The organism is Microbacterium sp. STRO-1N, from assembly GCF_057748015.1.
The window spans coordinates 3,523,568-3,542,384 of sequence record NZ_CM173234.1 but is presented as its reverse complement, the minus strand read 5'-3'; the positions used below and the strand labels follow the sequence as shown (position 1 = coordinate 3,542,384).

Sequence of the window (18,817 nt, the reverse complement as noted above, 5' to 3'; positions counted from 1 at the left end):
GCATGAACGCCCCGGTGCGCGTCCAGGCCGCGGGGTGGGGCTGGCGCTATGCGGGCCGGAAGCTGCCGGCCGTCAGCGACGTCTCGTTCACGATCGAACCGGGTGAGCGCGTCCTGCTGCTCGGAGCGTCCGGGGCCGGGAAGTCCACCCTTCTCGCCGGTCTCGCCGGTGTCCTCGGTGACGCAGACGAGGGTGTGCGCACCGGATCGCTGCTGATCGACGGGGCGGCCCCCGAATCGGCGCGTGGCTGCACCGGGCTGGTCCTGCAGGACCCGGATGCCGGGATCGTGCTGTCCAAGGTCGGCGACGACATCGCGTTCGGATGCGAGAACCTCGGCGTTCCGGCATCCGAGATCCCGGGCCGCGTGGCCGAAGCGCTTGAGGCGACCGGGCTCGACGTGCCGCTGAACCAGCCGACCAAGGCGCTGTCCGGAGGGCAGAAGCAGCGGCTCGTGCTCGCCGGTGCGCTCGCGATGCGGCCGGGCCTGCTCCTGCTGGACGAGCCGACGGCGAACCTGGACCCTGCGGGTGTCCGGGAGGTGCGGGCGAGCGTCGAGCGCGCGGTCGATGCGACCGGCGCGACGCTCGTCGTCGTCGAGCATCGCACGCCGGTGTGGGCCGATCTCATGACCCGCGTCATCGTGCTCGCCGCCGACGGCGGGCTGCTGGCCGACGGCTCGCCGTCCCGCGTCTTCTCCGAGCACGGCACGGCGCTGGCCGATGCCGGAGTGTGGGTTCCGGATGCCGGCATCGACCTGCCCGAGCTCGACGCGGCCACCGGAGAGGCGGTGCTGTCGGCATCCGATCTCGCGATCGCGCGCGAGCAGCGCACGATCATCCAGGCGGGACTCGACGTCGTCGTTCCTCGCGGGAGCGCCACGGTCGTCTCGGGCCCGAACGGCGCGGGCAAGTCGACGCTGGCGCTGACCCTCGCGGGCCTGATCCCTGAGCGTTCCGGTGAGGTGGTCGCGGCAGCGGATCTGGCAGGTCGCTCCGGCCGACGCCCGTTCCGGTGGTCGTCGCGCGAGCTGCTGACCCGAATCGGGGCGGTGTTCCAGGAGCCGGAGCATCAATTCCTCACGCAGACGCTGCGCGACGAGCTGGCGGTCGGTCCGAAGGCGCTCGGCTGGGATCGGGCGCGGACGGATGCCGTGGTCGACGGGCTCCTGGAGCGACTGGGGCTCGCCCCGCTCGCGCTCGCGAACCCGTTCACGCTGTCCGGCGGGCAGAAGCGCCGGCTGTCGGTGGCGACGGTGCTCGCGGCATCCCCCGAGGTGATCGTGCTCGACGAGCCGACCTTCGGGCAGGACCGCCGCGGCTGGATCTCCCTCGTCGCCCTGCTGCAGGAGGAGGTCGCCCGCGGCCGGTCGATCGTCGCTGTGACGCACGACGAGGGCGTGATCCGACACCTCGGCGGGCACCGCATCGCACTGGAGAGCCGGGTGAGCGCATGACCGTCGTCGACACCGAGCAGGTCGCCTGGCTCGACGGGGTCAACCCCGTGACGAAGCTCGTGCTCGCCCTCGCTCTGTCGGTGCCGCTGTTCGCATCGATCGATGTGACGAGCGCCCTCGTGGCGATCGCGCTGCAGCTGCTGTGCCTGCCGTTGACCGGACTGACCCTGGTCACGGTCCTCACGCGCCTGCTGCCGATCGTGATCTTCGCGCCCATCGCCGGGCTCAGCATGCTGCTCTACGCGGAACCTGCGGGTCACGTCTACTGGAGCTTCGGATTCGTCACCATCAGCGACGACTCCATCGAGCTCGCGATCGCCGTCAGCCTGCGCGTCGTCGCGCTGGGTCTGCCGACGATCCTGTTGTTCGGGCGGACGGATCCGACCGAGCTCGCCGACGCCCTCGCGCAGGTCGCGAAGCTGCCGAGCCGGTTCGTGCTCGGCATCCTGGCCGGTGCGCGCATGCTCGGGCTCTTCATCGACGACTGGCGCACGATGGGGCTCGCTCGCCGGGCGCGCGGGGTGGGCGACACGGGAGCCGTCCGCCGGTTCTTCTCGATGGCCTTCGTGCTCCTGGTGTTCGCCGTGCGCCGCGGCACCAAGCTCGCCATGGCGATGGAGGCCCGCGGCTTCGGCTCCGGAATCGAGCGCACCTGGGCGCGCCCGTCCCGCCTGCACGGAAGGGATGCCGTGGCCCTCGTCGGAGGGCTCGCGATCATGGCGGTGGCGATCGTCGCAGCAGTCGCGGTCGGCACGTTCCGTTTCGTGGGGGCCTGAGTCAGCCGGCGTTCCACAGGTCGCGGTAGTAGGACAGGCGCTCGCGGTCGGATCGATTGCGCATCGGTGTGAATTCTGATTAACCGCTTGACCAGGTGTTGAATGCCGCGCTATTCTCTTGCGTAACCGATTAACCAAGGGTGATAGGACAGGAATGAACCAGCGAGGGTTCTACCAGCCGGCAGACGGATGGGTCGGGGATGTCATCCCCTGGCAGGAGGACGGCGTCTTCCACCTCTTCTACCTGCACGAGACGAGACGCACTCCGAAAGAGGGGATGCCGTGGCACCGCATCACGACGGAGAATCTCGTCGACTTCGCTGAAGAGGGCGAAGCCATCGCGTCTCGCGGCTCCGGAGCCGACGACACCAACATCTACACCGGCAGCATCGTGCGTGATCACGACGGAGTGCACCACGCGTTCTACACCGGTCAGAATCCCGAACGCTGCGGTTCGGACGGACTGCCGCTGCAGCTTGTCATGCACGCGACCAGCGACGACGGCATGGCGACTTGGCAGCGTCACGCCGACCGCACCTTCGGCGCGACGGCCGGGTACGAGACGGCCGACTGGCGTGACCCCTTCGTCTTCCGTGACGAGGAACGCGGCCTCTGGCGAATGCTCATCACTGCCCGCCACATCGACGGCCCTGCCCGCCGTCGCGGCGTCGTCGCACAGTGCACTTCGCACGACCTCGTCACCTGGGAGCCGACGCCGCCGTTCTGGGACCCGCGCCGCGGCGTCGCCCACGAGTGCCCTGAGGTGTTCCAGTGGGGAGACTGGTGGTATCTCGTCGCCTCGGAGTTCAGCGACTCGTTCACCACCCGGTACCGGATGTCGCGTTCGCTCGATGGCCCGTGGATTGCACCCGAGCACGACACCCTCGACGGCCGGGCCTTTTACGCTGCCAAGTCCGCAGCCCGTGGAGATCGCAGGCTGTTCTTCGGCTGGATCGCCTCCCGTGAGGGCGCGGCTGACGACGGTGCGTGGCAATGGGCGGGCACATTGTCGGTGCTCGAAGCCGAGCAGCGCGCCGACGGCACACTCGCGTTCCATCCCTCGCAGGAACTGCGCGAGACGTTTGACTTCGGCACGGCGGCGCTCTCGGCGAACACAGTCCTGAGTGCTCCGGATGGCTATACGAGCGTCGTGACGGATGCTGAAGCCCCCGACTCGTTCCGGCTCGTCGCAGTGCTCGACATCGCCGAGGGCACCCGCGAATGCGGAGTGCTGCTGCGGGCGACCGCTGACGGCGACCGTGGGTACTCGCTTCGGCTCGAACCGCACCGCGATCGTCTCGTCCTTGACCGGTGGCCCCGCCGCTCAACCGGCACAGAGCAGTGGCAGATCTCCGGTGACGTGCCCTACGTGATCGAACTCGAGCGCCCTGTTCACCTGCCGGCTGGACGTCACGAGCTCGAGGTGATCGTTGACGGCGACCTGTGTGTGGCGACCGTCGATGACGCCGTCGTACTGAGCACCCGCCTCTACGATCACCGAACCGGCCGCGTCGGTGCGTTCGTCGGTGACGGTACGGTCGTCGTCTCGAGCTTCACGCTCCATGAGCGCGCGGATGCCCCCATCCGCTCAGCCGACTCCGCGACCACATCCGCTTCGGCCACCTGACCCGCACCCACAATTACCCGAATCATGAATCGAAGGAGATTGACCATGACCCGACCCGCACGCACGTTGGCGTTCTTCGCCACGGCGGCTGCGACCGCACTCCTCCTGTCCGGTTGCACTGGGGCCACGACAGGCACAGATTCGACCGACATCGACCCGGACGGCGAGATCGTCCCCCGCGAGATCTCCTGGCTGCTGTCGCGACCTGCGGACGGCGGCGTGATCACCACGATGGAGCAGATCGCGGACGAGTACGCGGCCGACAACCCTGGCTTCTCACTCAACTTGATCACCACGCCCGACCGCCCCTCATACATTCAGAAGTACGAGACCCTGGCCGCCGCCAACAAGCTGCCCGAGCTGTTCGACACCGATGCGACCCCGTTCGCGCAGAAGCTCGCCGGACAAGGACGCATGGTCGACGTCGATCTGCTCCTCGAAGACCTTGGCCTGGCTGATGACTACCGCGAGGCGGCGCTGAACTATCAGCGCTTCGATGACGGCTCGCTCTACATGGTGCCGTTCGAGTTCCAGCTCGAGTTCTTCTGGTACAACACAGCACTTTTCGAGAAAGCCGGCGTGGAGGTCCCCGCGACCCTCGACGACTTCCCGCAGATGTGCACCGACCTCCGCGCCGCGGGAGTCACGCCCATCGCTCTTGACGGGCAGGATCAGTGGCCGCTGGAACGGTATATGGCCTATTACCCGTTCCGTCTCGAAGGCCCCGGCTATGTGCAGGCTCTCAAGAACGGCGAGGCCTCGTTCTCCGATCCGGCCGGTCGTGCCGCTGCCGAATGGCTGTACGGGCTCGGGCAGGCCGGATGCTTCTCCGAGGGCTTCTCGGCGACGGGATATGCCGACGCGCAAGCGCAGTTCACGTCGGGGAAGGCTGCCGTCTACAACATCGGCACGTGGGAGCTCGGGAACCTTGCGACCGATGCGCTGGACCCGGCGGTGAGGGAGGACATCGATTACTTCACCCTGCCGACGATCGAAGGTGCTGCGACGGCCGACAACGAGTACGTGACTCCTTCTGGGATCGGGATGGCCGTGAACGCGAAGACCTATGATCCGCTGGTGCGGGACTTTCTCGCGTTCGCGCTCGAACGGTACCCCGAACTCGTTGCCGAGACCGGGGCGTTCTCCCCGACATCGAGCGTCGAGACGACCGTTCCCACCGGAGCTACCCCGCTCTACACGAAGGCGCTCGAGCAGGCGAACGACATCGGCTCCGCTATCGCGATGCCGTGGGACACGCAGCTCGACCCGACGACGAACACCCGACTGCAGCAGGAGCTCACGCTACTGGTGCAGGGCGAGAGCACCCCGGACGAGTTCATCGAGACGATGGACAAGGCGCTCGCGGAGAACACCAATGGCTGACACCGCCACGGCCGGGGTGAGCGCGGTACGACCGCGCTCACCCCGGCGCCCCTCCCGCCCGTTGGCATCGATGCTGCCGCGTCGGTCCGCGCTCTCCGTCGCCGTCTTCCTCATCCCGCCGTTATTGCTCTACGGGATCGCGGTGCTGCTGCCCATCCTGCAGTCGCTGGTGCTCAGCTTCTTCCGCTGGGATGGCATCACCGACATGATCTTCGTCGGCGTCGACAACTACATCAAGATGTTCACGCGTGACGACGTGTTCTGGATCTCATTCGGCAACGCCCTCGGCTACCTCGTGATCTGTCTGGTTCTGCAGTTGGGCGGTGCGCTGGTCGTGGCGAGTCTGCTCACCGCACTCCCGCGGGCGCGCGAGGTCGTGAAGACGCTCTACTTGCTGCCAGCGATCATCTCCACGGTTGCGATCGCCTTCCTGTTCCAGCGCATCTACTCGCTCGATCCGGTCGGTCTCATCAACCAATTGCTCGCCGGGATCGGCCTCGAGGGGTTGCAGACGGCGTGGCTTTCGAACGTGCAGACCGTGCTCGCAGCGGTGTCGATCCCCGAGGGCTGGCGGTTCACCGGCCTCTACATGCTGATCATCTACGCGGCGCTCATCTCGGTGCCGCGCGAACTGGAGGAAGCGGCTCGCCTCGATGGCGCCTCCTGGTGGCAGGTGTTCTGGCGCATCCGGTTCCCCCACATCCGGCCGGTCTGGATCACCACCACGATCATGGCGACCACGTTTGCCTTGCGCGGCTTCGACATCCCGTATCTGCTCACAGGAGGAGGCCCGGGCCAGGCGTCGGAGCTGCTGACCACCTATATGTACAAGACAGCCTTCGTGCACACCGACTATGGCTACGCCAGCGCGATTTCGGTGTTCATCGTGGTCGAGTGTCTCGTCGCTGTCGGACTCATCCTTCTCATGCTGCGTCGAAGGAACGACTCATGACCGTGCTTGCACCCCCGGCGGCCGTGCCGACACCGCCCGCCCCTCGGCCCCAGCGAGCCGGACCCGGCGGCAGCACTCGCCTGCGCGTGCAACGGACCCTGCTCACCGTCACCGTGGCGCTCATCGTCATCGTGCAGGTCTACCCGCTGGCCTGGCTGCTCCTGACGAGCTTCCGCACCGCGAGCGACTTCGCCAGCGGCAACCCGTTCGCCCTGCCGACCGAATTCACGCTCGAGAACTACGGTCGCGCGTTCGCGACCGGCAACCTGTGGTTGAACATCGTGAACAGCCTGATCGTCACCCTGGGCGCGAGCATCCTGATCGTGGTGGCCGGCATGATGGCGGCGTTCGCACTGCAGGTGCTCGGTTTCCGGTTCAGCGGCGCCGTGCGCGCCCTGTTCCTGCTCGGCATCATCGTCCCGGTGCAGATCGCACTCGTGCCGTTGTTCATCGACTACTCGCAGGTCGGGCTCCTCGACACGCACCTGTCGATGATCATCCCACTGGCCGCGTTCGCGCTGCCGATGTCGGTATACCTGTTCTCGTCGTTCTACGAATACATCCCTCGGGAGACGTACGAGGCGGCCTCGCTCGACGGGGCAGGGCCGTATCGGATCTTCCTCACGATCACCTCGCCCCTGTCGGTGAATACGATCATCACCGTGGTGCTGGTGAACAGCATCTTCATCTGGAACGACTTCATCTTCGCGAACACGTTCGTGCTCTCGGACGGGCTCAAGACCATCCCGCTCGGCCTGCAGAACTACATTGGAGCGATGGGCAACACCGACTGGACGGCGACCTTCGCCGCGGTCTGCGTGACAGTGACACCCCTGTTGCTGGTCTTTCTCGTCCTCAACAAGGCGATGATTCAGGGCCTGGAGAGCGGAGCGACAAAAGGATGAGCGCCACAGGACAAGGCGGTCACCCGGCGAACGTCACGATGCGAGACGTCGCCAAGGCGGCCGGCGTCTCGATAGCCACAGTCTCCCACGTCGTCAACAACAAATCAGGAGCACGAATCGGCGACGACGCCCGACGTCGGGTCAAGGACGCCGTCGCAGCCCTCGGCTACCGACCCAACGCGCTCGCGAAGACCCTCTCCCAGGGCACCTCCCGGTTCATCGGCCTCGTCACCGACCAGGTCGCGACGACGCCGTTCGCCGGTCAGATCATCCACGGTGCGCAGGACGAGGCCTGGAAGCACGGCTATGTCCTGCTCGTGGCCAACACCGACGGCAACACCGCAGCCGAGAACGACGCGATCGCCATGATGCTGGAGCATCAGGTCCACGGCATCCTCTACTCGACCTGGTATCACCGGGAGATCACACCGCCGGAAACGCTGCATCAGACCGACACCGTCCTCGTGGACTGCTTCGCCCCGGGGAGCGGGTTGCCCGCAGTCATACCCGATGAAACACAAGGCGGACGAACCGCCACCGACGAACTCATCGCGGCAGGTCACCAGCGCATCGCGTTCATCAACACCACGACCTTCTCGCCCGCGCAGACCGGACGACTCGCCGGCTACCGGTCCGCTCTCGAAACGGCTGGCCTCGCCTTCGACGAGGCGCTCGTGTTCCCCGCCTCTCCAGAGCAGGAGGGCGGCTACGCCGTGACCCCGCAAGTCCTCGCCTCGGGTGCCACCGCGGTGTTCTGTCACAACGACCGGGTCGCCATGGGCCTCTACGACGGGCTGCGCGAGCGGGGACGCCGCATCCCGGACGACATAGCGGTCATCGGCTTCGATAACCAGGACGTGATCGCGGCCCACCTGCGGCCGCCGCTGTCCACCGTCGCGCTGCCGCACTACGAACTCGGCGCCGCCGGGGTACGGGTCCTCCTCGGAATCGACACTCCCGCGGACGGGCAGCCGATACTCATCGCCTGCCCTCCGATTCGCCGGGCTTCGCTATGACCGACCCGAGCGGGTCACGTCGAACGATGGTGCCCTGTGCGCGGCTGCGCCGGACGGACGACGCGCGCGATCATGGCGGTGGCGATCGTCGCAGCGGTCGCGGTCGGCACGTTCCGTTTCGTGGGGGCCTGAGTCAGCCGGCGTTCCACAGGTCGCGGTAGTAGGACAGGCGCTCGCGGTCGGGCTCGACGCCGTACGCCTCGATGAGCAGGTCGTCGAAGCCGGGGCCGACGTTCCACTCGGTGCTCATCGACGCGACGGCGATGTCCGCCCAGCGGTCGCCGGTGCCGAGCATGGCCAGGTCCACGTGCGCGATCGGGCGACCGGCGTCGTCGAGCAGCGTGTTGGGCATGCAGGCGTCGCCGTGGCACACGACGAGACGGTCGATCTCGGGTGCGTCGCGCAGCTCGTCGGGGATCCGGATGCCGCGACGCTCGGCGTTCGCGAAGCGGCTCGCCACGCTCCATTCCCACGGGCATTCGTCGACGGGAAGGGCGTCGTGCAGCATCCGCAGTCCCCCACCGACGGCGCGAACGGCCGCAGTCGGCTCCGCGATCCAGCGCGGATCGACGGCGCTGCGGCCGTCGATCGCCGACGTGACGAGCCACTCGTGCTCGGCATCCTGACCCTGCTCGATCACGGCCGGGACGCGCGTCCAGCGCCGGGCCCAGCGCATCCGCTCGGCCTCGTCGCGCATGTTCGCCTCGAGATCGTGCGGACCCCACTTGATGAAGCGATCGTCGTCGGTGCGGAACGTCAGCCCGCCGAGCTGGTTCTGCCACACGGGGACGAGCGCCGCACCGTCTGCGAGCTCGAGCACGCGCTTCGGCGTGTCTATCGAGGAGGCGGGGATGGACATGATGGATCCCTTCGGCGTTCACAGATCCTGATCGATGCTCGCACAGCCTCACAGCAGTTCGCGAAGTGCCTCCTCCAGCACGACCGCATGATTGCGCTGCGCGTCGTGCGCTGCGTAGACGAGCGTGACGACCGGGTGCGTGCGCAGCTCGTCCGCCAGCGCGGCCAGCGCCGGCGCCGTCTCGTGCGCGAGTTCGGCCCGATAGCGGTCGGCGTGCGCGTCCCATTCGTCGTCGGACGCCGCGTGCCATGCCGTGCGCAGTTCAGGACTCGGAGCGGTGTCCTTGGCCCAGAGATCGATGGCCGCGCGCTCCTTCGAGACGCCCCGTGGCCAGAGCCGATCGACGAGCACTCTGAACCCGTCGGACGCTTCGGCGGTGTCGTAGGCTCGCTTGCGACGCAGTTCCATGGCTCCAGCCAACACCCGCCGGGCGCCCTCCGCCAGCGTGGGACTCGGAACCGCGTAAGCTGGAACTGAGTTGCACGATCGTTCGAAGGAGAACAGCATGCAGATCCAGGGATCGGGCGCCCTCATCACGGGCGGCGCTTCGGGACTCGGCCTCGCCACCGCTCGCGCTCTCGCCGCGGCCGGCGCCCACGTCACCCTGCTCGACCTGCCGGGTTCGGCCGGTGCCGCGCTTGCCGCAGAGCTCGGCGGCGCGTTCGCCCCCGGCGATGTGACCAGCCCAGCGGATGCCGCGGCCGCCGTCGCCGTGGCGAACACCGAGGCGCCGCTGCGCATCGTCGTGAACTGCGCCGGCATCGCGCCCCCGGCGAAGGTACTCGACCGCGAGGGCGACCCGGGGTCCCTGGAGGACTTCGAGCGGATCATCCGCATCAACCTGGTCGGCACGTACAACGTGCTGTCCCAGGCATCCGCCATCATCGCGAAAGCGACGCCGACGGACTCCGGCGACCGCGGCGTCATCGTCAACACCGCGAGCGTCGCAGCCTTCGACGGGCAGATCGGACAGCCCGCCTACTCGGCATCCAAGGGTGGCGTGCATGCGATGACGCTTCCGGTGGCGCGCGAACTCGCCCGCTACGGCATCCGTGTGTGCACGATCGCCCCGGGGATCATGGAGACGCCCATGCTGGCGGGGCTCCCCGAAGCGGCGCAGGCATCGCTCGGCGAGCAGGTGCCGTACCCCGCGCGCCTGGGCAGGCCCGCCGAGTACGCCGCCCTCGTGCAGCACATCGTCGAGAACGGCTATCTGAACGGCGAGACCATCCGACTCGACGGCGCCATCCGTATGGCGCCGAAGTAGACACGAACCGCTGAGACTGGAGAACGCATGACCCTGGCAGGAAAGACCATCCTGATGTCGGGCGGCAGCCGCGGCATCGGCCTCGCGATCGCCCTGCGGGCTGCGCGCGACGGCGCGAACATCGCGATGCTCGCGAAGACCGACACCCCGCATCCGAAGCTCGAGGGCACGATCCACACCGCGGCGGAGCAGATCCGCGCGGCCGGCGGCAACGCTCTGCCCATCGTCGGGGACGTCCGCGAGGATGACGACATCACCGAAGCCGTACTGAAGACGGTCGGCGAATTCGGGGGCATCGACATCCTCCTCAACAATGCCAGCGTGATCGACCTGTCGCGCTCGCTCGATCTCGGCGCGAAGAAGTACGACCTCATGCAGGACGTCAACGTCCGCGGCACGTTCATGCTGTCGCGCGCGGCCGTTCCGGTCCTGAAGGATGCCGAGAACCCGCACATCCTCTCGCTGTCGCCGCCCCTGAACCCGACTCCGAAATGGCTCGGTGCGCACGCAGGCTATTCGCTGGCGAAGTTCGGGATGACGATGGCGACGCTGGGGCTCGCTGCCGAGTTCGCCCGCGACGGGATCGCTGCGAACACGCTGTGGCCGCGGACCACGATCGCCACCGCAGCTGTGCAGAACCTGCTCGGCGGCGACAAGGTCATGGCGGCCAGCCGGACGCCTGAGATCTACGCGGATGCCGCATACGCCGTGCTGACCAAGCCGGCGCGCGAATACACGGGGCAGAGCCTGATCGTCGAGGACGTGCTCGAGGCGGACGGCATCACGGACTTCTCCGGCTATGCGGCGATCCCCGGCACACCGGACAGCGCGCTGTTCCCGGACATCTTCCTGGACTGATCGGCGCCGGGATCAGATCAGCAGGTACACGGCACCGACGATCGTCAGGATGATGACGAGTCGATCGAACAGCTGCTGCGGCATCCGCTTCGCGAGCTTCAGGCCGACGAGCGCGCCGATGACGACGAGCGGGGTGAGCAGCAGGTCCATCAGGAGCACCTGAGGAGTGAACAGTCCGATGCCCGCGAGGAACGGCACCTTCACCAGGTTCACGATCGCGAAGAACCAGGCCGATGTGCCGAGGAAGACCTGCACGGGCGTCCGGGTCGCCAGGAAGTACATCGACATCACCGGGCCGCCGGCATTCGCGACCATCGTGGTGAACCCGGCCATCGTGCCGTAGGTGATGCCGAGCATGGGCCCGCCGACCGCCTTCGCGGCCTGTCGCCGGCGCCACAGCGTCACCGCGATCATGAGGAGCAGGATGACCCCGATCGCGCGGCGGACGATGCGATCGTCGCCGTACGCGAGGAACAGGAATCCCAGCACGAGCCCGGCCACGACCGCTGGCGCGAGTCGCAGCAGCGTCGGCCAGTGCGCGTGGCGGCGGTACGCGATGAGCGCGAACACGTCGCCGACGATGAACAGCAGCAGCATCGCGGCGGTCGAGGTCCGCGCCGGCAGCACCGCTGCGAACAGCACCACGGACACCGTGGCGCTGCCGGGGATCGCGGTCTTGCCGAGGCCGGCCACCAGCGCGGCGACGCCCAGCAGAGCCCAGGCGAGCGGGGTGAGCTCGATCACGCCCGCACGGCGGCGAGCGCTGCGGAGAATCGCTCGGCGCGCTGGGTCAGGTCGTCCCAGTCGGATGCCTTGATCGACGAGGCATTCGCCAGATCGCCGCCCGCGCCGACGGCCACGGATCCGGCCGCGAACCAGGCGGCGAGATTGTCCGGGCTCACGCCGCCGGTGGGCATGAGCGGGGCGTCGGGGAACGGCCCGCGCAGAGCGCCGAGGTAGGACGGTCCGCCCAGTGAAGCGGGGAAGATCTTCACGACGTCGACGCCGAGTGCCAGAGCGCCCATGACCTCAGTGGGCGTCATTGCGCCGGTCATCACGACGCGGCCGGTGTCGAGCATGGCGCGGGTGAGGTCCGGGAGCGTGCCGGGGCTGACCAGGAATTCGGCGCCGGCCGCGGCCGCCGCCTCGGCCTGCTCGACGGTCGTCACGGTGCCGGCGCCGATGTAAGCGGAGTCGCCGTGGCGGGCGATCAGCTCGCGGATCACCGCCGGAGCATCGGGAGTCGAGTAGGTGACCTCGATGCCGGTCACGCCGCCGCGGATGATGGCTTCGGATGCCTCGAGAGCGAGCTCGGGCGAGGGGGCGCGCAGTACGGCGAGGACCCCGGTGGAGCGGGCGCGGTCGAGGCGGGCAGTCATGGGGTCTCCTTCGTCGGGCGGCGTGCGTTCATTCTCGCATCCCGAAGGCCTGTCATTACAGGTGGCGGCCCGTCTGCCCTGGGACCCAGCCGTCGATGCGGTCCTTGGACTCCTTCAGTCCCCACCCGGTGTGCGCACGCAGCAGCTTGATCGCCTCGATCTTGCGTTCCGAAGCGACGAGGGCGTCGATCTCGGCGATCGCCTCGGGCGGGAGCGCGGATGCCGAGGTGGGAACCTTCGGGATCGCGGTCGTGGCCGGGGTGGTCGGAGACCAGGCGTCGACGCGGTTCTTCGCCTCCTGAAGGGTGAGACCAGGGGTGCTGTCGCGCAGCAGCTTGATGGCCTGGATCTTGTTGCCCTCGGCGACGAGACGGTCGATCTCGGCGGCGGTATCCGCGGTCGTGGCGATGGTGATCGGGGTCGGCGGAACGGTCGGCCGCATCGTCTTGCCGAGCCCGACGAACAGGATGATGACGCCCACGACGCCCAGCGCGATCCACAGCCATTCCACGCCGCCAGTCTACGGATGCCGTCGATCCCGCTGTCTCTCAGCCGTGACGCCGTACCCTGGAAGACATGACCGACACCTCCCGTGCGCCGCGCAAGACCGGCGCTGTGCGTCCCACGACGGCGCCCGCGGCATCCGGCACGCCGCAGGTGCGGCCCACGACCGAGGGCTGGACGCAGAAGAAGGATGCCGAGGGGCGGCCCCTTCTGCAGTTCGCCAGCCCGAAGCGCGGCAAGCCGCCGGTGCATCTGGCTGATCTCACCCCGGCCGAGCGCGTCGAGAAGGTGAAGGAGCTCGGGCTGCCCGGCTTCCGCGCCAAGCAGCTCGCGACCCACTACTTCAAGCACTACACCTCGGACCCTGCCGAGATGACCGACCTCCCCGCCGGCATCCGCGAGGAACTCGTCACCGGCCTGCTGCCTCCGCTGATGACCGAGGTGCGCCGTCTCGAGACCGACAAGGGCGACACGATCAAGTTCCTGTGGCGTCTGCACGACGGCGCGCTCGTGGAGTCCGTGCTCATGCGCTATCCGGGCCGGATCACGCTGTGCGTGTCGAGCCAGGCCGGCTGCGGCATGAACTGCCCGTTCTGCGCCACCGGCCAGGCGGGCCTCACGCGCAACATGTCGGCTGCCGAGATCATCGAGCAGGTCGTCAGAGCCAACCGTGCGATCGCGAACGGCGAGCTGGGCGGCAAGAAGCGCGACGACCACTCGATGGAGCGCGTGAGCAACATCGTCTTCATGGGCATGGGCGAGCCCATGGCCAACTACAACCGCGTCATGCACGCCGTGCGGACGATGGTGGACGCCCAGCCGGACGGCTTGGGCATGAGCGCCCGCGGCATCACCGTGTCGACGGTCGGCCTCGTGCCGGCGATCCGCAAGCTCGCCGCCGAGGACATCCCGGTCACCTTCGCCCTCTCGCTGCACGCGCCGGATGACGAGCTGCGCGATGAGCTGATCCCGGTGAACTCGCGGTGGAAGGTCGACGAGGCTCTGGATGCAGCAAGAGAGTACTTCGACAAGACCGGCCGCCGCGTGTCCATCGAGTACGCGCTCATCAAGGACATGAACGACCACGGCTGGCGTGCCGACCTGCTCGCGGACAAGCTCAACGCGCGCGGACGCGGCTGGGTGCACGTGAACCCGATCCCGCTGAACCCGACGCCCGGATCCATCTGGACCGCGTCGGAGGTGTGGGTGCAGAACGAGTTCGTGCGCCGCCTCAACGACGCCGGCATCCCGACGACCCTCCGCGACACGCGTGGCAAGGAGATCGACGGGGCCTGCGGTCAGCTCGTCGCGACGACCGAGGACGAGGCAGCAGCCGCCGCGGTCTGAGCCGGCTTCGCTCCTGCGCTCGTTCCGGTCGCAGAATCTGTTGCTAAACGTGCGCTGAAGCGACACTTTGTGCGACCTGAACGCCGGCGCCCGCGCTCCCGTCGCGTGAGCCGAGTCGCTCGGCGCGGTCGAGCCAGGCCGAGATCCGCTCCGGGCCGGCATCCTTCACTCCCAGCATCCGATGCGTGCGCACGGATCGGATGCCGCAGAGCCGGAGCGTGTTGCGGGCGACCTGCGTCTGCGCTGGCAGCCCGGTGAAGGGCGCCGCGTACCACGGGGTGTCGGCGAGGAGCAGGAGTCTGCCACGGCGCGCGGTGAGCAGCCCCTCGGGCAGGCCGAGCTTGGTGTAGCGGTACTCCTGCTGCGGGAGCAGTGCGCGGTCGAAGAATCCCTTGAGCACGGCGGGGACCGATCCCCACCACAGCGGCGTCGCGACGACGACGGTGTCCGCATCGTGCAGGGCCTCCTTCGCGTCGGAGAGATCGGGCTCGAGCAGCATCCGCTCCCGGTAGCCGAAGCGCAGGTGCGGGTCGAAGTCCAGGTCGCGCAGGGCCAGCACGCGAGCGTTCCCGTGCCCTGCGGCGTACCGTCGAGCCAGCTCGGCGGTGAGCGAGCGGGCGTCCGGGTGGCCGTCGATGATCAATGCGGTGGTCATGTGATCTCCTATGTTGACAGTGTCCATTTGCTTGACAGTGTCAACATAGGAGACAATGTTGCTCGTGTCAACTTCCCGAACGGCCTATCATCACGGTGATCTCGCCCACGCGCTCGAGGCGGCCGCGATGCGGCTGCTCGAGGACAAGCCGGCGCAGGAGATCAGCCTGCGCGAGGTCGCGCGGTCGGCGAACGTCAGTCACAACGCGCCGTACCACCACTTCGCTGACCGGCAGGGCCTGCTGAAAGTGCTCGCCGAGCGCAGCATGGCCGATCTCGTCTCGGTGGTTCGCTCGGCGATCGCCGATGCAGGCGACCCGGTATCGGCGCTGATCGCGGGCGGCGGCGCGTACATCCGCTACGCCGTGCAGAACCCGAACGGCTTCGACGTCGTCTACGACCCGACCGTATGCCTTCCCGGCGCTCCGACGGCGACGATGGCGCCGTTGATCGCCGAGCTCGAAGAGTCGTTGGGGGCTGCAGCGGTCGCCGCCGGACTCGCGAAGGAGACGAACGTCCTCGCGCTGTGGGGCCTCATTCACGGCCTCGGCACGCTGTGCGCGGCCGGGCACTTCGATCTCGACTCCGCGCTCGCCGCCGAGGATGCCGCGATCAGGCGGATGCTGCCGGCCTAGGGGGCGGTCTGGCTCGGCAGTCGTCGACGCGGGTGGTCGGGGCGCCGAGCCCGCTGTCGCGCGGCGTACTCCCGCCGTTCAGGTCGCGAAATCCGTCGCTAAGCGCGCGCCGGAACGACAGTCTCTGCGACCGGAGTTCGATGGCGCAGAACTTCGGCGACGGTGTGGGCGCGCAGCGCCGGATGCCGCGACACATGCAGTGCGATCGATCGCACCAGGCTCACGATCGCGGGTTCGCGCGTCAGCCGTGAACCGGTCAGTGATGCGTCGAGATCGAGCGTCCACCTGGTGCCCGTCATCGCCTCCTCCAGGTCTCGCAATGGTGCCCGCAGGGTGACGTCGCTGAGGCGGGCGTCATCGGCGGCGAACCATTCCAGAAGCGCCTCGATGGTCCAATTGTGCGCAAATGGCCCAGCGAATGGCGAATCGGTCTGCTCGTGACGGCTCATTGGACCAGAATTCATGAGTATGAGCTTCGAAGACAGTGCCAATCCACGACTGGTGGACCACCGGACGGCCATCGTCGATTCCACGGCACTTGCGGCACGACTCGGCCGATGGGCGCACGGGGACGGCACGCTGTCGAGCAGGTTGGCGCACGGCATCCGGGCTCTGGTGGGCACGGGCGAGCTGCGCCCCGGTGACCGACTCCCGGCCGAGCGGGCGCTCGCCGCCGCGATCTCGGTGTCGCGGGGCACCGTAGTCGCGGCGTATGCCGATCTCGCGGAGCGCGGCGCGGTCGAACGCCGACAGGGCAGCGGTACGCGCATCGCCGGGTCGCCGGTCTCTCAGCCGGGTCGCGCCGGTCGCGGAGAGGCGCTGTTCTCGTCGCTGCCGAACGCGATCGATCTGCTGCGCTCTGTGCCGCTGATCCCGCCGACGGCCGTCGAGCTCATCCGCAACCACAAGCCGCGACTGGATCTCGCTCTGCTGCCCGAGACCGACCCCGCAGGTCTTCCGATGCTGCGCGCTCAGATCGCCGACATGCTCACGGCCGCCGGCACGCCGACGACGCCGGAGCAGATCCTCGTCACGCACGGCGCGCAGCAGGCGATCAGCCTGGTCGTCAATGCGCTGGTCGGGCCAGGCGACATCGTGCTCGCCGAGGAGGTGACCTGGCCCGGCGTGACCGATTCCGTCGGGCTGCGCGGCGGCAGCGTTCAGGGCATCCCGATGGGTGACGAGGGCCTGGACCCCGCGGCCCTGGAGATCGCGATGGCACGCCTGCGGCCGGCGCTGGTCGCGCTCAACCCGCATCATCAGAACCCGACCGGAACCCGGCTGCCCGTCGAGTCGCGACGACGCGTGGCTGAACTCGCCGCGCAGTACGGCGTGCCCGTCGTCGAGGACCGCGTGCTCGCGGGGATCTCGTTCGACGGCGTCGTCCCACCGACCCTCGCGGCTGAGCGTCCGGATGCCCCGGTGATCGTCGTCGAGTCGGTGTCGAAATGGGCGTGGGCAGGCCTTCGGATCGGATGGCTGCGGGCCGACCCGGTTCTGGTCCGGCGGCTGCGCGGCGCGAGGCAGCTCGCGGATCAGTCGACCAGCGTCCCCGCCCAGCTACTGGCGAGTGATCTGCTCATGCATACCGCCGACCTGCAGCGCGAAGTCTCCCGGGCTCACCAGGATCGCCTCGCTCTGCTGCTGCAGCTGATGGCGGAGCATCTTCCGGAGTGGACCTTTCGTGCACCGCGCGGAGGCCTGTCGCTGTGGGCGCAGATCCCGGCCGGATCGGCGGATGCGTTCGCGCGGACCGCGGCCGTCCACGGCGTCTCGGTCGCCGGGAGCGCCGAGTTCGCAGCCTCCACTTCGCCGGACGATCACATCCGGATTCCGTTCACAGCCCCGGACGAGGTGCTGACCGAAGGCGTCCGCCGGCTCGGCGAAGCGTGGCGCGACTATCGCGCGGGGCTCTGACTCGAGGAGTCACACGGTGAAGAATCTGCCCGATTCGAATCCGCAGGTCATCCGTCGCCGCTAGCGTTGAGTCATGGTCAAATATCGTTTTCTGGGCAACAGCGGCCTCAAGGTCTCCGAGATCACCTACGGCAACTGGGTGACGCACGCGTCGCAGGTCGGCGACGACGCCGCGGTCAAGACGGTGCACGCGGCTCTGGACGCCGGAATCACCACGTTCGACACGGCGGACACGTACGCCAACACGGAGGCCGAGGTCGTGCTCGGCAAGGCTCTGCAGGGTCAGCGTCGCGCGAGCCTCGAGATCTTCACCAAGGTCTACTTCCCGACCGGTCCCAAGGGGCCGAACGACACAGGTCTGAGCCGTAAGCACATCTTCGAGTCGATCAACGGCTCGCTGGAGCGCCTCGGCACCGACTACGTCGACCTCTATCAGGCGCACCGCTACGACTACGAGACGCCGCTGGAGGAGACCTTCCAGGCCTTCGCCGACGTGGTCCGGCAGGGCAAGGCGCTGTACATCGGCGTCTCGGAGTGGACGGCGGAGCAGCTTCGGGACGGGCACGCGCTCGCCACGCAGCTCGGCATCCAGCTCATCTCGAACCAGCCGCAGTACTCGATGCTGCATCGCGTGATCGAGGGCAAGGTCGTCCCGGCATCCGAAGAGCTGGGCATCTCGCAGATCGTCTGGTCGCCCATGGCGCAGGGCGTGCTCAGCGGCAAGTACCTGCCGGGGCAGCCGGTGCCGGAGGGCTCCCGCGCGACGGATGAGAAGAGCGGCGCCGGTTTCATCAAGCGCTTCATGAACGACGACACCCTGTCGGCGGTTCAGCGCCTCAAGCCGATCGCGGAGCAGGCTGGTCTCACCATGCCGCAGCTCGCGATCGCCTGGGTGCTGCAGAACAAGAACGTCGCAGCGGCGCTGGTCGGGGCATCCCGCCCGGAACAGCTCGCCGACACCGTCAAGGCCTCCGGCGTGACGCTGGATGCCGACACGCTCGCGGCGATCGACACGGCACTGGGCGACGTCGTCTTCTCGGATGCCGAGGACACCTACGGCGTCTCGCCGAAGGCCCGCCTGGTCTGACCCCCGCGAGACCCCGTCCGGCCGGCGAGACCCCGTCGCATCCACGTGGATGCGACGGGGTCTCGCCGTTGCGGAGAGGTCACGCCGGATGCCGGGAGTGACCGCATGACGGATGCCGCGGTGTCGGTCGACCTTGCTATGGTTGCGCCGTGCGATGGCTTGCGGACGAGGCGGGTGGTTCACGCCGTGTTCCGCCC

20 protein-coding genes are annotated in these 18,817 nt (G+C 68.3%); 13 read left to right on the top strand and 7 right to left on the bottom strand.

The annotated features are described in order from the left end of the window. Positions 1 to 2: 2 nt before the first annotated feature. The 7 genes from AC3ANJ_RS17125 to AC3ANJ_RS17095 all read left to right on the top strand — a co-directional run bounded on the left by AC3ANJ_RS17125 (position 3) and on the right by AC3ANJ_RS17095 (position 8,113). On the top strand, positions 3 to 1,454 hold the full coding sequence (locus AC3ANJ_RS17125) for an ABC transporter ATP-binding protein (RefSeq protein ID WP_488317347.1): 1,452 nt from the start codon (positions 3 to 5) through the stop codon (positions 1,452 to 1,454). Then, the gene (locus AC3ANJ_RS17120) at positions 1,451 to 2,230 is read left to right on the top strand and encodes an energy-coupling factor transporter transmembrane component T family protein (RefSeq protein ID WP_488317346.1); all 780 of its coding nucleotides are present in this window, start codon (positions 1,451 to 1,453) and stop codon (positions 2,228 to 2,230) included. Before AC3ANJ_RS17125 ends, AC3ANJ_RS17120 begins: the two co-directional genes overlap by 4 nt. Before the next feature lie 154 nt (positions 2,231 to 2,384). Beyond that, positions 2,385 to 3,857 carry a glycoside hydrolase gene (locus tag AC3ANJ_RS17115; RefSeq protein ID WP_488317345.1) on the top strand — a complete coding sequence of 491 codons (1,473 nt, stop codon included), beginning with the start codon at positions 2,385 to 2,387 and terminating at the stop codon, positions 3,855 to 3,857. Positions 3,858 to 3,902: 45 nt separating this feature from the next. After that, positions 3,903 to 5,240 (top strand): ABC transporter substrate-binding protein, encoded by a 1,338-nt coding sequence (locus AC3ANJ_RS17110; protein ID WP_488317344.1) that lies wholly within the window; start codon positions 3,903 to 3,905, stop codon positions 5,238 to 5,240. Between the two features lie 70 nt (positions 5,241 to 5,310). Beyond that, positions 5,311 to 6,192: a carbohydrate ABC transporter permease gene (locus AC3ANJ_RS17105; RefSeq protein ID WP_488319304.1), complete on the top strand. Its 882-nt coding sequence runs from the start codon at positions 5,311 to 5,313 to the stop codon at positions 6,190 to 6,192. Further along, complete coding sequence (locus AC3ANJ_RS17100) at positions 6,189 to 7,097, top strand: carbohydrate ABC transporter permease (RefSeq protein WP_488317343.1); 909 nt, start codon at positions 6,189 to 6,191, stop codon at positions 7,095 to 7,097. Before AC3ANJ_RS17105 ends, AC3ANJ_RS17100 begins: the two co-directional genes overlap by 4 nt. Beyond that, positions 7,094 to 8,113 (top strand): LacI family DNA-binding transcriptional regulator, encoded by a 1,020-nt coding sequence (locus AC3ANJ_RS17095; protein ID WP_488317342.1) that lies wholly within the window; start codon positions 7,094 to 7,096, stop codon positions 8,111 to 8,113. Before AC3ANJ_RS17100 ends, AC3ANJ_RS17095 begins: the two co-directional genes overlap by 4 nt. Positions 8,114 to 8,246: 133 nt before the next feature. On the opposite strand, the gene AC3ANJ_RS17090 is transcribed toward AC3ANJ_RS17095, so the two are convergent. Beyond that, positions 8,247 to 8,972: a phosphotransferase gene (locus AC3ANJ_RS17090; protein WP_488317341.1), complete on the bottom strand. Its 726-nt coding sequence runs from the start codon at positions 8,970 to 8,972 to the stop codon at positions 8,247 to 8,249. A 48-nt stretch (positions 8,973 to 9,020) separates the two neighbouring features. Beyond that, complete coding sequence (locus AC3ANJ_RS17085; protein WP_488317340.1) at positions 9,021 to 9,380, bottom strand: DUF488 domain-containing protein; 360 nt, start codon at positions 9,378 to 9,380, stop codon at positions 9,021 to 9,023. A 97-nt stretch (positions 9,381 to 9,477) separates the two neighbouring features. Here AC3ANJ_RS17085 and AC3ANJ_RS17080 point away from each other — a divergent pair, with 97 nt between their 5' ends. Next, the gene (locus AC3ANJ_RS17080) at positions 9,478 to 10,239 is read left to right on the top strand and encodes an SDR family NAD(P)-dependent oxidoreductase (RefSeq protein ID WP_488317339.1); all 762 of its coding nucleotides are present in this window, start codon (positions 9,478 to 9,480) and stop codon (positions 10,237 to 10,239) included. Between the two features lie 27 nt (positions 10,240 to 10,266). Further along, complete coding sequence (locus AC3ANJ_RS17075) at positions 10,267 to 11,097, top strand: SDR family oxidoreductase (RefSeq protein WP_488317338.1); 831 nt, start codon at positions 10,267 to 10,269, stop codon at positions 11,095 to 11,097. Positions 11,098 to 11,109: 12 nt separating this feature from the next. Here AC3ANJ_RS17075 and AC3ANJ_RS17070 read toward each other — a convergent pair whose 3' ends face one another. The 3 genes from AC3ANJ_RS17070 to AC3ANJ_RS17060 are packed head-to-tail and all read right to left on the bottom strand — an operon-like array spanning position 11,110 to position 12,987. Next, positions 11,110 to 11,841, bottom strand: a complete 732-nt coding sequence (locus tag AC3ANJ_RS17070; RefSeq protein ID WP_488317337.1) for a sulfite exporter TauE/SafE family protein — start codon at positions 11,839 to 11,841, stop codon at positions 11,110 to 11,112. Further along, complete coding sequence (locus AC3ANJ_RS17065; protein ID WP_488317336.1) at positions 11,838 to 12,476, bottom strand: bifunctional 4-hydroxy-2-oxoglutarate aldolase/2-dehydro-3-deoxy-phosphogluconate aldolase; 639 nt, start codon at positions 12,474 to 12,476, stop codon at positions 11,838 to 11,840. Before AC3ANJ_RS17065 ends, AC3ANJ_RS17070 begins: the two co-directional genes overlap by 4 nt. 55 nt (positions 12,477 to 12,531) lie before the next feature. Continuing rightward, the gene (locus AC3ANJ_RS17060; protein ID WP_488317335.1) at positions 12,532 to 12,987 is read right to left on the bottom strand and encodes a hypothetical protein; all 456 of its coding nucleotides are present in this window, start codon (positions 12,985 to 12,987) and stop codon (positions 12,532 to 12,534) included. 65 nt (positions 12,988 to 13,052) lie between these two features. Between AC3ANJ_RS17060 and rlmN the strand changes: the two genes are divergently transcribed. Continuing rightward, positions 13,053 to 14,327: a dual-specificity RNA methyltransferase RlmN gene (gene rlmN / locus AC3ANJ_RS17055; protein WP_488317334.1), complete on the top strand. Its 1,275-nt coding sequence runs from the start codon at positions 13,053 to 13,055 to the stop codon at positions 14,325 to 14,327. A 43-nt stretch (positions 14,328 to 14,370) separates the two neighbouring features. Here rlmN and AC3ANJ_RS17050 read toward each other — a convergent pair whose 3' ends face one another. Next, positions 14,371 to 14,982, bottom strand: a complete 612-nt coding sequence (locus tag AC3ANJ_RS17050; protein WP_488317333.1) for an NAD(P)H-dependent oxidoreductase — start codon at positions 14,980 to 14,982, stop codon at positions 14,371 to 14,373. A 64-nt stretch (positions 14,983 to 15,046) separates the two neighbouring features. Between AC3ANJ_RS17050 and AC3ANJ_RS17045 the strand changes: the two genes are divergently transcribed. Continuing rightward, on the top strand, positions 15,047 to 15,616 hold the full coding sequence (locus AC3ANJ_RS17045; protein WP_488317332.1) for a TetR/AcrR family transcriptional regulator: 570 nt from the start codon (positions 15,047 to 15,049) through the stop codon (positions 15,614 to 15,616). Positions 15,617 to 15,714: 98 nt separating this feature from the next. Here AC3ANJ_RS17045 and AC3ANJ_RS17040 read toward each other — a convergent pair whose 3' ends face one another. Further along, positions 15,715 to 16,065: a hypothetical protein gene (locus AC3ANJ_RS17040; protein ID WP_488317331.1), complete on the bottom strand. Its 351-nt coding sequence runs from the start codon at positions 16,063 to 16,065 to the stop codon at positions 15,715 to 15,717. Between the two features lie 19 nt (positions 16,066 to 16,084). Here AC3ANJ_RS17040 and AC3ANJ_RS17035 point away from each other — a divergent pair, with 19 nt between their 5' ends. Both AC3ANJ_RS17035 and AC3ANJ_RS17030 read left to right on the top strand, forming a co-directional pair. Next, entirely contained in the window at positions 16,085 to 17,533 is a 1,449-nt protein-coding gene (locus tag AC3ANJ_RS17035; RefSeq protein WP_488317330.1) for an aminotransferase-like domain-containing protein, read from the top strand. Between the two features lie 73 nt (positions 17,534 to 17,606). After that, positions 17,607 to 18,620 (top strand): aldo/keto reductase family protein, encoded by a 1,014-nt coding sequence (locus tag AC3ANJ_RS17030; RefSeq protein WP_488317329.1) that lies wholly within the window; start codon positions 17,607 to 17,609, stop codon positions 18,618 to 18,620. Positions 18,621 to 18,817: the final 197 nt, after the last annotated feature.